This window comes from Chamaesiphon polymorphus CCALA 037, assembly GCF_003003845.1.
In the GTDB taxonomy this organism is placed as follows: domain Bacteria; phylum Cyanobacteriota; class Cyanobacteriia; order Cyanobacteriales; family Chamaesiphonaceae; genus Chamaesiphon; species Chamaesiphon polymorphus.
Map to the genome: position 1 here is coordinate 1 of NZ_PVWO01000124.1, position 12806 is coordinate 12806.

The 12806-nt window shown below is 40.0% G+C and carries 14 protein-coding genes and 1 pseudogene; 9 read left to right on the forward strand and 6 right to left on the reverse strand.

What is annotated here, in order from left to right; genetic code table 11:
- The 3 genes and pseudogenes from C7B77_RS29195 to C7B77_RS11755 all read right to left on the reverse strand — a co-directional run.
- A pseudogene (locus C7B77_RS29195) lies at window positions 1-161 on the reverse strand (efflux RND transporter permease subunit); the annotation flags it as partial.
- 149 nt (window positions 162-310) lie between these two features.
- Window positions 311-3697, reverse strand: coding sequence for a CHAT domain-containing tetratricopeptide repeat protein (locus C7B77_RS11750; RefSeq protein ID WP_106304515.1), 3387 nt, complete (start codon window positions 3695-3697; stop codon window positions 311-313).
- Window positions 3698-3699: 2 nt separating this feature from the next.
- Window positions 3700-4515, reverse strand: a complete 816-nt coding sequence (locus C7B77_RS11755) for a hypothetical protein (protein ID WP_106304518.1) — start codon at window positions 4513-4515, stop codon at window positions 3700-3702.
- Window positions 4516-4694: 179 nt separating this feature from the next.
- On the opposite strand from C7B77_RS11755, the gene C7B77_RS11760 reads away from it, so the two are divergent.
- From C7B77_RS11760 to C7B77_RS11765, 3 genes are all read left to right on the forward strand, one after another.
- Window positions 4695-5099, forward strand: a complete 405-nt coding sequence (locus C7B77_RS11760; protein ID WP_106304521.1) for a glycine-rich domain-containing protein — start codon at window positions 4695-4697, stop codon at window positions 5097-5099.
- Window positions 5100-5102: 3 nt separating this feature from the next.
- Complete coding sequence (locus tag C7B77_RS29905) at window positions 5103-5255, forward strand: hypothetical protein (RefSeq protein WP_181243825.1); 153 nt, start codon at window positions 5103-5105, stop codon at window positions 5253-5255.
- A gap of 81 nt (window positions 5256-5336) precedes the next feature.
- Window positions 5337-6185, forward strand: coding sequence for a methyltransferase domain-containing protein (locus tag C7B77_RS11765; protein ID WP_146138280.1), 849 nt, complete (start codon window positions 5337-5339; stop codon window positions 6183-6185).
- A 2-nt stretch (window positions 6186-6187) separates the two neighbouring features.
- Here C7B77_RS11765 and C7B77_RS11770 read toward each other — a convergent pair whose 3' ends face one another.
- The 3 genes from C7B77_RS11770 to C7B77_RS11780 all read right to left on the reverse strand — a co-directional run bounded on the left by C7B77_RS11770 (window position 6188) and on the right by C7B77_RS11780 (window position 9507).
- Entirely contained in the window at window positions 6188-6604 is a 417-nt protein-coding gene (locus tag C7B77_RS11770) for a putative toxin-antitoxin system toxin component, PIN family (protein WP_106304527.1), read from the reverse strand.
- Window positions 6594-6836 (reverse strand): hypothetical protein, encoded by a 243-nt coding sequence (locus C7B77_RS11775; protein WP_106304547.1) that lies wholly within the window; start codon window positions 6834-6836, stop codon window positions 6594-6596. Before C7B77_RS11775 ends, C7B77_RS11770 begins: the two co-directional genes overlap by 11 nt.
- Window positions 6837-7101: 265 nt before the next feature.
- Window positions 7102-9507, reverse strand: coding sequence for an NB-ARC domain-containing protein (locus C7B77_RS11780; RefSeq protein ID WP_106304530.1), 2406 nt, complete (start codon window positions 9505-9507; stop codon window positions 7102-7104).
- Between the two features lie 309 nt (window positions 9508-9816).
- Between C7B77_RS11780 and C7B77_RS11785 the strand changes: the two genes are divergently transcribed.
- From C7B77_RS11785 to C7B77_RS11805, 6 genes are all read left to right on the forward strand, one after another.
- Window positions 9817-10260, forward strand: coding sequence for a hypothetical protein (locus C7B77_RS11785; RefSeq protein ID WP_106304533.1), 444 nt, complete (start codon window positions 9817-9819; stop codon window positions 10258-10260).
- A gap of 93 nt (window positions 10261-10353) precedes the next feature.
- Window positions 10354-10665: a hypothetical protein gene (locus C7B77_RS29200; RefSeq protein WP_146138281.1), complete on the forward strand. Its 312-nt coding sequence runs from the start codon at window positions 10354-10356 to the stop codon at window positions 10663-10665.
- A 117-nt stretch (window positions 10666-10782) separates the two neighbouring features.
- A complete protein-coding gene (locus C7B77_RS11790) occupies window positions 10783-10968 on the forward strand; it encodes a hypothetical protein (RefSeq protein WP_106304535.1) in 186 nt (61 codons plus the stop codon).
- A gap of 81 nt (window positions 10969-11049) precedes the next feature.
- Window positions 11050-11952 carry an ATP-binding protein gene (locus C7B77_RS11795; protein WP_106304538.1) on the forward strand — a complete coding sequence of 301 codons (903 nt, stop codon included), beginning with the start codon at window positions 11050-11052 and terminating at the stop codon, window positions 11950-11952.
- Window positions 11953-11965: 13 nt separating this feature from the next.
- The gene (locus tag C7B77_RS11800; RefSeq protein ID WP_106304541.1) at window positions 11966-12307 is read left to right on the forward strand and encodes a hypothetical protein; all 342 of its coding nucleotides are present in this window, start codon (window positions 11966-11968) and stop codon (window positions 12305-12307) included.
- A gap of 71 nt (window positions 12308-12378) precedes the next feature.
- A complete protein-coding gene (locus tag C7B77_RS11805) occupies window positions 12379-12777 on the forward strand; it encodes a hypothetical protein (protein ID WP_106304544.1) in 399 nt (132 codons plus the stop codon).
- The last annotated feature ends 29 nt before the right edge of the window (window positions 12778-12806 follow it).

Here is a 12806-nt window from a genome sequence, read left to right on the forward strand (position 1 = left end):
TGGGGGGCGGCTTTGAGGATAGCACTATGTCGATCGAGTCCTTCTTCTTCGCGGATTTGGTTGGCTGTTTCAACCATAATGATGGCGTTGTTGACGACGATTCCGACAAGTAGCACGGCACCGACGACAACGGTAATCCCGATCGCGGTTTGGGTAATATAAGTAGGTGCAATTATTTATAAAATAGATTACGCCTGAAACCTAGATGGTGGGCATTGCCCAACCTAAGCGGTATCTTATATTTAATTACGCCCATCTACTTATAAGCCAAACAGACCGCCGACTAGTGCCAGGGGGATGGAGTTCGTTCTTAACCACCTTGGCAAATCCAGGCACCCCAGTAGTAGGGATGTTTTAGAGGTAGATCGCTTTTTGGAGCATTTTCAAAATAGCTGAGTTCGGCTAAAATACTTTGCCCTATTGCTAATTTTGCTAATTCGTCGATCGTGATATCTCGAATATATGTTTGCGACTGTTGTAATGCGATCGATATTTTTAGATCGGGACGATAGAGTTCAAAAAACTTATCCATCAATAGCATTGTAACTTGGGCTGGAACATCCCACAAACTCATAATCAGAGTTTTGGCTCCCGCTAGTGCAAAGGCACGACGTAAGCCCATTACTCCATCTGTGACATTAATTTCACCCAGTCCCGTACTGCACGCAATTAAAACAATCAATTGACTATTCCATAAATCCATTTGAGCGATATCTTCAGCAAGCAGAATCCCTTTGCCAAGATGAGATGGTAGGCTTTTACCTTTTAGCCAAAGATTGGCACCAGCCAGAGCTAAACCACTACGGAGCATCGGATTGTCTAGATTTGCGATTTGTAATAATTGTTTGTCTGGTTGAATAGTTGAGACTTCGGTATAATTTGATTTTGGTATGGCAAAGCCGTGAGTGATGATTACTAATTCTTTTGGAGATGCTAAACTTTTAATTAGCGGTTCGATCGCTTGTGCGCTCTGATAAGTTGTTGGATTATTTAACTTGCCGACAATTTTTTTACCTAAAATTGCCATTTCAAGATTGCGATTGAAATGGTTTAATTTTACCGATAGTTTATCTGGTACACTATCGATCGAATCTGTTTGAAAATCGCCAAAATCATAATCTGGATCGGTAATAATTACTGATGAGGTATGAGGGCGATCGATTTTAATATTTTGCCGAAGTAGATCGCGAGCAGAATTAAGATAACTAATCTGGTAACCATCGATTAATAATTCATTACTATCTGGTAAAGGTAGGATTTCAAAAGGAATGAGATGCAGCGAGCCTGCGGGTACAAAAATTAGGTGTTTAGATGATGGTGGTAAAATATTAATAATTGGTGCCAGCAGTCGATCGAGTAATCTAGAATTATCAATCTTGTTCGGTTTATTTGTCTGGCTACCGATGCCTAAATTATTAAACTCATTACTACGATCTATAATCGAATTTCGCAAAGCTTGAATCTTGCGATCGATTGTTTCCACTTCACCTAGATCGACTAATTTTATCTCTACTGGGTTAAGATTGGTAAAAACAAAAGCAATATAGTTAGTTTCGATGTATTGATTTGTTTTTAGATTGTATCGATCGAATTGAAAAAACTCAATCAAAGTCGAGCCTGGTGATAAATTGCTGGCAATTGTAAAACAGTCAATATCTCGATCGATTAATCGAACTTCTGGCACTTCGCTAGAAAGTTCCTTTTCCAATAGCTGCCGCTTTCGATCTAAGTCGTCAACTGTTTTTTTTGTGGTTTCATTTACTGCTGTATTGGCGACTAGATCGGTAATACGATTGCAGGTATATTGCAATTGGAGAAATTTAGATTTTAGGTGAGAATAGCGATCTGTATATAGCAGGTTTTGCAAAGTAGCTGTCGCTGCTGTTGCTAGAGCCTTCCATCTAATCGTAGCCGTAGCCGCAGCCTGAATTGCGATCGAATCTTGCGGTAGATAGGTGAGAATATAAGATAATAGTACATCTAAGCTCGATCGTTTTAATTGAGCTTGTTTTAATCGACTAGAGTCATCACTATAAAAAAACAAATCTTTTAAATGATTTGTGATAATCTCTACAGACTCTATCAATAATGGTAATGCGGATAATATTCGATCGGTTTCGATATATATTGCTGCCAAATTCTCCAAGATCGAACTTAGTTCTGGATTGTTATTGTGTAGATTTTCTCGCGCATACTTCAATGATTGTTCATATAATTTTTCTGCTTCTATATACCTTTCTTGTTGCTTGTATAGTAAAGCTAAATTATTTAATATTAAATGATGTCCACTAGATTTCCACGATTGCTGGCTTTCAATATTTAAGATCCGCAGAAATAACTCTTCTGCCAAGTCATATTTATGTTGTTGGAAATACAAACTTGCCAGGTTGTGCATACTCATCAGTGTGTCGGGATGATTTTCGCTCAATACTTCCATGCGGATAGACATCGCTCGTAAATAGAGTGATTCGGCATCTGGATATTTTTGTTGGGCTAGATATACCTGTGCTAAATTATTTAGACTCATGGCTGTTGTTGGATGATTTGAGCCTAATAATTTTTGATAAGTATCCAATCCCCCTAGATATAATTTTTCTGCATCTGAATATTTCTGTTGAGCTTCGTATACCCTAGCTAAATTGTTTAGACTCATGGCTGTATCTGGATGTTCAACACCCAGTTTTTCTTCTCTAATTTTCAGCGCACGATCGTGCAATAATTCCGCTTCTCCATATTTACCTTGTATCCGATATAATATAGCTAAATTATTCAGGCTCATTGCCGTCGCGGGATGATTTACTCCAAATACTTCTTCTCTAATTTTCAAAGAGCGGAGATGAAGTGATTCAGCTTCTGGATATCTACCAATCGCACAATACAATCCGGCTAGATTATTAAGACTAAATGCAGTATTTCGACAATCGTGCCCTAATTGTTCTTCATTAATTTTTAGAGCCTGTAGATATAAGGGTTCGGCTTCATCGTATCTGCCTTGCTGTTCGTACAATGAAGCTGTACCATTTAATATGGTAGCAATAATAGGATCGGTTGCTGTTTCCCCTAATTTATTTTTGAGGATAGTCAATGCACGTAGATAGAAAGTTTCAGATTCTTCATATCTTCCTTGGTTCGAGTATAGCTGTCCTAAATTATTCAGCATCATGACTAGATCGGGATGATTAGTTCCCTGTTGCTGTTCTCTAGTGTGGAGAGCGCGTAAGTATAATTTTTCAGCTTCAATATATTTTCCTTGCTGCTTGTATAGTAGAGCTAAATTATTTATCGTGTTAATAGTAGTATGATGATTTGCGCCCAATTGTCGCTCGGTAATCTCTAGGCTGGCAAGATAAAAAGATTCTGAATCTGCATATCTACCTTGCAATTCATATAATCCGGCTAAGTTATTTTGTGCAAGTGCTGTATCGAGATGATTATCTCCCAATTGATATCTATAAATAGCGAGAGCGCGAAGTTGTACTCGTTCGGCTCGCTCGTAGTTACTTAGATCGACGTATAACTGTCCCAAGTTATTTAAAGTTAAAGCAGTGTTGAGATGGTTAAAACCTAGTTGTTGTTCGCTAATTTCTAAAGCATCTAATAGTAATACTTCAGCTTCTGAATGTTTGCCAAGAGAAATCAATAAATTGGCTTGACTAATTAACCCAGTCCATTTTAATTTTATCCACCAATCGAGCATAATTAAGGTCTTATTACTGTATAAGTATTGCGCCAAACCTTACCGTCTAGAGTTATGTGTACTAAAACATCTGTTAACTGTTCGCGATCGATCTGTAACGATTCTCCTCTCGCTGTCGGAAACCAATCAAACTGTGGTAACTTCGGAGCTGTCAACATTAATAGCTGTACCCGATCGGGTTCATCGATCGTGATAAAATTATCAAATATTATTAACGATCGATCTGACAAAGTATTTTCCGAACTGAGATGGGAAGGACATAAACAATAAACATTACCTGTCTGACTCCGCTCTAAGAGCATAATTTTTCCACTAACGACTGGATTTACTTTAATATTAATCGAGTTGCCTACCTCAATTGTGCTAGAAAATTCCGAAGGATAATTGATTTCTTCTACCGTAGATGCAATTCCCAGAGATTGCAAAGATCTGGGTGTAACTATTCCAAATACATCCGATCGATCTTCTCCGATCTGCCATAGCTGTTGCCATATTTCATCGAGACTAGCGGGGATATTTTGTTTGGCCCAGTCTGCATATCGATCTTCTAACCATTGCCACAAAGTAGCAGCTTTATTTCTTTGTTTATTTTGCAACTCAAGACAGAACTCTTCAAAAGTAAAATATAATCTTTTTCGATAATCATCAAAATTATTACTATTAAGTGTGGGATTGGCAGCCAGAAAATTCTTCTCTATTTCCTCAACGCTCATTTGTTTACGATCGAGATCGAAATGAAATAAAAAAAGTTTGCGAGGAGCTGGCGGTAATTTACATTCAGTTGCCAGACTTTCCAAAAAATTCAACCATCGATCCATGAATTATTCCTCTCGATCGAACAAATTTTAGCTAAGAGTAGATAAATCTCTCCTCCACCTCTCCTCCAGAGCGTTCCATTTCTAAATTAAAAAGTTTAATCTAGACGTTAATTCGATAAATCGCTTAGATACCGCTAAGTGATGCCAATCGAAGGAGTAAGCATAGCGAGCTAAAGCCTATGTTGACAACACTAAATCCCGAATTAAAGCAGTTTATTAACAGACTGAATCGGGTTGATTTCGGGACGTTAGCACATCAGCTAACCGATCCGAACAATGGAGAAGGCTGGACGCTAGAATGCGCTACTAACGCGATCGAGCAGTATCGAAAGTTTCTCGTGTTGATCTACCTTTACCCAGATCGGACTATCGTTCCTTCTCGAACTGTAGATCTAGTCTGGCACCAGGCAATCTTGGACACCCAAAAGTATGAAAAAGATTGTCTGGAAATCTTTGGCAGGTTCATTCATCACTATCCGCATGGATTAGTCGATCCCGAACATGGCGAAGATACAGAGGTAGCGTTTGCCGAAACTTGCCAGCTATTAGTAAAACATTTCACATCAATATCTTTGGAGGAATAGATCGTGGCTAACGTATTAATTCACAATAACTCTAACATGAATGCCTCTTTTACCCAACAAGCGAGCTTTTGCTTCTGCATCCCCGCAGGCGATACTCGCCAACGTCCCAGTGTAAGTCTACAACTTACCGATCTAACTAAAAGTTTCCGCATTTAGTTCGTAATTTTTTGACGATCTTGGCATAAACACTCCACCCCCGCATCTGTGGGGGTATTATTTTCTAGCGGGGATACAAAGATGACTCAAACTAAAGGTTCCTATCAATTCGATCGATTTCAGGGAGATATCCAGACTCAAGAGCTACAACGTTTGGACTATCAATCCCAGATTTTACAAGGCTTAGAGCAGAAGATTTGGCGAGAGGCAGGATTAACCCCCACGATGCGGGTTCTCGATCTCGGCTGTGGTACAGGAATAATTAGTCAAGCGATCGCCCAATCCCTGACAACTGGCTCAATCGTGGGTGTCGATCGCAGCCCTACAATGGTTCGAGCGGCTCAGAACCACACACGAGAACAGAAAATGACAAATCTGACATTTCAGGTGGGTAGTAGCGAGAAGCTCGATTTACCATCCTCTAGCTGTGATTTTGTCTACGCTCGGCTGCTGTTTCAACATCTGAGCGAGCCACAAGCGACATTGCGAGAGATCCAGCGGGTGCTGAAGCCAGGGGGCATTATTTGCATTGTCGATGTCGATAACGATTGGACGATGTTTCATCCACCAGTACCCTCAATTAACACCTTTCAACAATATATTACCCAAATCCAACAACAGCAGGGTGGCGATCCGCAAGTTGGGCGAAAGTTGGGGGGGTATTTAACTACGGCTGGATTCGCCCAAATTAGGACTTCGATCGAGATAATTACTAGCGATTACGGGCAAGAAGGGAAAGGGATGGGGCTAAGAGCTTTTCTAGATTTATTCTCTTTTGGGGCGGCTTTCGAGCATGGTAATTCAGATGCGTTTACCCTGGGAATGCAAGCGAAAGCGGATGCCTCTAAACTACTAGAATTACCTTATGCTTGGGCGGGCTTCGGTTTATTTATTGTCAAGGGGGTGAACTTGGCAGTAGTAGGTATATAGAATTAATGAATTTCTATAAAATCTCTGGCACTAATGATGAGATCTCGATACTCAGCTTGAGATTTTAGAGTTAGAAGGTCTTTATCTCCTGTTATCAAAAATTTGGCATTAGAATCGATCGCTAGTTCTAAAAATTTATTATCATCTGGATCTCGACAACTGGTAATTTGAGATATTGGCTGGATAAATTTACTTTGATTTTTAATAAGGTTGAGAAATTCTTCTCTTCTTTCGTTAGAGATGTACTTGTCAAACTTGTTTTTGTAAATACGATCGGCTATTTCTTGATAAGTTTCGTCACTTTGGACGATCGTAAATTTTTGTACTGCTTGGGCAAATGCTTGATATGCAGTTCCATTCGGGCTAAGAGCGGCACTAATGAAGATATTGGTATCGATAACAATAAATTCAGGACTCATCAGCTAATAATCCGGCTAAGATTTCTTCGGTAAGTCCTTTGTCCTGAGCTTCTTTACCAATTCGATCGAATGTCATCAAGAAATCATTTTTAGGATATGGAGCGGATTGTTGTCGATCTGCTTCCTTTTCTAGTTCTTGACGAATTTGTTCTTTTTCTCCAGAGGATAGCTGTCGAACCAGATTTAGGATTTGCTCAAAGTCTAATGGGAGTTGGTAGGTTTTGATAGTCATGATGGTTTCTGGTTTGAGGGGCGAGAAACTTGGCGTACATTTATTGATGATAACAAACCGATCGAACACCCGCTCGATCGAATTCCACAGGCGATCGAGCGGGTTGGGTTTAAGCTAAGTAGGTGGACATAATTAAAGTAACAATAACGAAATCGCCCTCACCCCGCCCTCGCCTCCGGCTCCGGCTCCCCTCTCCCAAGCTTGGGAGAGGGGTTGGGGGTGAGGGCAAAAGGCTGGCATTTTATATTTAATTTCGCTTAGCTAATTAGCAAAAGGATTCTAAAAATTCCGCCATCGCCTTGAATTCTACTGTCATGCCCAGTCGCTTAAATCTAGATTTTGCTTGCTTGGCAAATCTTTTTGCGGCGGCGGTATTTCCGATCGATCGATTGACTTCGGCAAGGTGTTTTCGACAAAGAGTAGCCGCTCTGACATCATGGTATTTATCCATCTGTTTGAGGACTTTGCTCAGGTGTCGTTCTGCCTCGATAAATTGACCTTGTTCGTGTAAGATAATGGCAATCCAACCGCTGGTATAGTGAATGAATCGTTGCCAACCAGCGTTTTGAGCAAATTGGTGAGCCTGGAGATAGAGATCGTAGGCTGAGTCAAGCTCCCCTGCGATCGATTGAATTTCAGCTTGATTGTAATAAACCTGAAAATAGTGACGGTGATAACACGATCGATCTGCTGGTAGAGTCTCTAAAATTTCCAAACCACGATCGATCCAGGCTGTTGCTAATTCTAAATTAGCAGTTTGGGTATCCGGTTGCGACAGTTTGCGGATATAGAGCGCAGCAATATACAGCGCGAGTTCAAACTGTCGATCGATCTCCAGATTCTGACGGATTTCCCATGTTGCCAAGGCTAACTCCATCGCTTTACCTTTACTGTCGGATCGATCGATAAAAGCTAAAGTAAAGCTCTGCTGATACTTGAGTTCGGCAATTGTGGCGGAATCTTGCCGCAGTTGCGCCTGCTTTTGCAGCCATCCCAACCAGCGTTGACGTTCCACCCAATAACCGCTCAGGAGGGTGACACCTTTGAGACAGTGCCAAAATTGTAGAACTTCCGAATATTGCGCTCGCTCGATACACCAATCCACCGCCATCCGCAGATTTTTCCATTCGGCAATGAGGGGGCTATAATCTTGCCAATCTTGCCAATCGAGCGCGCCATAGGGAGCGGCGAGATCTCGATACCAATTTTGCCATCGGGTGCGGAGCTTGGCGGCTAGCTCCGGTTGTCGATCGAGTTCTAACTGGGCATATTCTTGGGTGAGAGAATGGAGATAATATCGCTCTGAGCCGATCGGGTATGCTAGAGATCTCTGATATAGCTGTTGCAGATCTTGGCTAATTGCCGATGCCTCGTTAATGTATGCCAGGGCGGGGGTGGAAGCTCCATCGGGAAATAAGGATAAGCTCAGAAGCAGTTGGTAGGCGATCGAATTGGGAATAGCTTTGAGTTGCGCGACAGATTGGGCAAAGCAATACTGAGCAAAATTACCAGTAGTTAATGGCGATTGCGGGGATGCTTCGAGAATGGTAAATCCACTGGTAGCAATCGCACCAACTAGATAGGTGATGGCTAGGGGTAAGCCACCAGTAAGTTGGTGAATTGGCGTGAATTTAATTGCGTCAATTTGCAGGTTTTGGGTTTTGGCTTGGTGCTTAATCAGATCGATGCTGTCTCTGGCTGGTAACGGATGGAGATCGATGACTTGCCCGATACCCAACCGCACTCGACTGGTAATGATGACTTTGACTGTCGGGGGTAAACAGCCCAGAAAGGCAATCGTATCCGATCGATCGACGAGATTTTCGATGTTATCCACAACCAGCAATGTGGGCTGCTCGGTAAGTATCGATCGAATGCAGCGAATTTGCTCGGTAATATCTGTTGGGAGATCGTCTAATCGATCGAGGGTGCGAAAAATTACCTGCAATAAGTCGCGCAGATTTTGTTCGGCGATGAAATTAGGTGCCAGGTGCGTACCGATGAATTGTCCCGATCGGGCGGAGCTAAAAATAATCGCAGCGAATTTACGCTCTGTCAGACATTGATGGGCGGCTTCTAGAGCGAGGGTGGTTTTGCCAACTCCAGCCATCCCGACGATCTCGATCGTCTGTTGTCGCTCGGTGGCGAGTAGCTCTAATAAGCTCTCAAGTTCTTCCCGATGTCCGATAAATTCGGTATGCCGCAGTTGGGGTAAGTTATTAAGTGGTGCTGGAGCGGTGGGCGTAATTTTAATCTTATAGGTTTTATTCCAATGCCTTTCCAGGGCTTGGAGATTGAGATCGATATAGTCAGCTTGGGTGGGCGGATGCCAGAGTTTGAGGGTAAATTTCCACTCGCGGATGCCTTGGTAGTTACCGTGCCGATTTTTTGTCCTTTCGTCGATGAGGATCTGGAGTTGTTTGTCTAAAATCTCAGTCAGTAGGTATCCGAGGTGGTCTTTTTGCTGGGCGGGAGATCGATCTGGATTTATTTCTGGTAACAACAACACTAATCGATCGATCTTCGCTTTAATCTTTAGATTTTTTTCATGCCATTTAACATCAATTTGTATATTAGAAGACAGATTTGCTGACATCCCATAATTTAGCAACTTCTCGATTAAAAATGCTATTTCTTCTTTAACGTCAGCAGTAGGTCGATGGATGGGCATTTTTATCTGAAAGCCAAAATTCACTCTCAGATATTTTAGCGCAAAGCCCTGTCAGAGCAAGCATTTCAGCAAAAGATCGCAATTTGGAGTTTTAATAGTTCGATCTCTCATAATCGAATGTGTTGGGAACCGCAACGCAATTTAGTTGGTGTCTCATCATTGAGTGACGATCGCTCTTGTTAATAGCGATAGAGGGTGGTATTTCGATCGCTATCAACGCAAGATTAAACCGCTGAAACACACAGCACATATTTGATGCCTGCTGTCAATGCGTAAATCCTCAGTGGAACTTTTTTCAAAGTACAAAAAATGTTAAAAATTATAACTTGCTTAATCTTTGCAACTGCAATCAACGTAAGTTTTTACACCGATTCAGTATCTGCATTAGCTTTATCAAAAAAACAGTGCCAGAAAGCCAGAGAAAAAATCTTCGCTCGTTATTTCAGAAATAAACCTTCTGTTGGTAGCTCTGAGTATGGTAGTTGGCTAAATAGTATGAAAGCAGAAGTAGATGAGTTTGTCAGTAATAATCCTGAGTGTTCACTTTCATCAACGACATCAACGACATCAGTTGATTCACAGCAAGAGGAGCATAATAGATCCCTAAAATACATGTATGAAAGGATGTGTATTCAAGGATCTATTGACGCTTGCCGTAAAATTGGTGATGTGGAGGGGGCGAGAAGTGCACGGAAAAAAGTTTGTCGAGAAAGCAATCTAAAATATGATGCTGCGACAGATACTTGTTACTAAGCTGAAAGCTACTAAAATTATTATAGAGGGTGGTATTTAGATCGTTATTAAATTAGCTTTAGTCTATGATCTCTTTAATTTATCACACATAAAATGAAAAAAATACTGCTAACTACTTCATTGATTTTATTTGGAATCTCGCCTAATCTTGAAGCCAAAAATATCAACAACACTGACTTACGACAAGCTAGCAATAGTGCTTATGTACGTCAATCGATAGTGGAAAATTTTTCCAGTTCTAAAAATATTCTATTGTCACAAAAACCAGTAGATCCTGTATATATCGGAGAGACAAAAGGCCCTGACTCGAAGTGTCGTTACTACTTAGTACGTGGTAAAGATGGAAAAATATATGAATGTAGAACCTGCCCCTGGGGTGGTCCTTATTGTTTTAGAGAAGAGTAACTTGTCTCATGGTTGAGTGATGCTCGCTCTTATTAGTAGCGATCGAGGGTGGTATTTCGATCGCGAGTTAATTACAATACCGCTCTATTCATTTGTAATGTTAATTGAGGTGTTCTAATGAGCAAATTTGTTTTAGATAAATACGAGCTTGATTCTAAAAAGTCTCAAGTGAAAGCACAGTTAGTTAATTCGCTAAGTTCTAATGTGTCAATTTCAGGGGATGAAATAGAAGTACCTAGCTATGATGCTAGTAAAGTTGCTCAAATTCTCGATCGAGAAGGTGTTAAGTATTCGGGAGGCTAAATCGATCGTGATGAGTGACGAGATCGATTAGTTGAAAAGATTGGAGTTGATAATTTATTAGACATCGTAAAGGGAGCTTAGATGAAGTACGAAATTATTAAAAGGCCAAGCGAATCATCTGAAAAAATAAATAATGATGTAAATGATAATGCTCTTGTGGAAGTCCCTAAATGGACTTTGAAAGAAATAGCACTCTCCGAAGATACTATTCAGCAAATTGAAGAGGTAGTAGTTTATCTTCAAAAGAGAGATAAGCTTTTGTCTGAATGGGAATTTAATCGCTTTCTAAAAGCAGGTAATGGTTTAACTATTAATTTCTTTGGATTGCCTGGTACTGGTAAAAGTATTACCGCTGAAGCAATTGCAGAAAGGTTGGGGATGTCTATCATCAGAGCAAACTATGGAGAGATTGAGTCTTCTCTAGTTGGTGGAACATCTGATAATTTAGCTAATATATTTAAGCTAGCAGAAGATACCAAAAGTTTACTGTTTTTTGACGAAGCTGATGCTGTACTTAGTAGAAGAATATCTAACTTGTCTCAAGCTGCCGATCATGGTGTTAATTCTGCAAAAAGTACACTTTTAACATTATTAGATAAATTCAATGGAATTGTTGTTTTTGCCACAAATTTATTTGACAACTATGATGAAGCATTTCTCAGAAGGATTATCTTTAATATAGAGTTTTTACGTCCAGATTATGATATGAGGGTACAGCTATGGAAATTTCATTTAGCAGAATCAGTTCCTAGAGAAGTGAGTTATGAAGTACTTGCATCTATCAGTGATGGTTTATGTGGAGGAGACATCAAGAATATTACTATCAAATTGGGATTGAGGCTTTTAACTGAAAAAATTAATACTATCACTGAATCTATAGTGAAAGAGTTGATAGGAGCTTATAAAGAGATACAATCTAAACAAAAATTCTATCAAGATTCCGTGCAGGTAGAACAAATTTCAGATACAGCTTCAGCATTATAGGAAAGTTAATTATATGGATCCGATTACGATCACTTTGGTTTCGTGGTTTGTAGGCGCACTGACAGGTGCAACAGTTACAGCTTTTTGGGATGATATTAAATCATGGTTTGTTAGCGCAATTAAATCTATACTTGACTCGATTAACAGGGCAGTGGAAATTACATCAGATGCCACTACTTATCTTCTAAAAGAGGGAGGACGCTTTTATAAAAGAGTTGAGGTTTATGTGAGAAATATTAATACTGAAAAGACAGTAGTTAAATACCAAGTTGAAGAGGTTTCTAGCGTACCTAAAGAAATAGAAGACCAATTCAAGAACAAGACAAAGCTAAAAATTTCAACATACAGCACTTGAAGATAGATTTCAAGAGTTTTCTCTATACCTTGACTCTAAACTAATATTATCCTTGGACGGGGAAATCAATCATGGACTACAAAGAAAGTATCGGAGCTAAACTTGGCAAACTACGAAACAAAATTACGGAATTGCCAAACAAATTTTCAGAAGCAATTCAAGAAGGTCTGCAAGAAGAATATCAAGGACTCAATTGCGTAAAAAGAGAATCTTTGGACTTCGATCTTATCGAACGAGACATTGATGAAATACACAGAAGTTTCAAGAAGAGTGGTGATACGGTATTAGGCAGTCAGGTTATTATTGATGACGAGTATAATTTTATTGAAATTAAAACTTATGTAAAGCGGGGCGACAAGAAACTTTCTTTTAGTGCCAAATCAACAGTAAAAATTGTGACAAATATTCCTTCTGATATTGTAGAAGAAATGAAAAATACAGGACGAGTTGAACTTGGTCTGAAACCGTAACAATATAGATAAAGCACGATCGATTAACG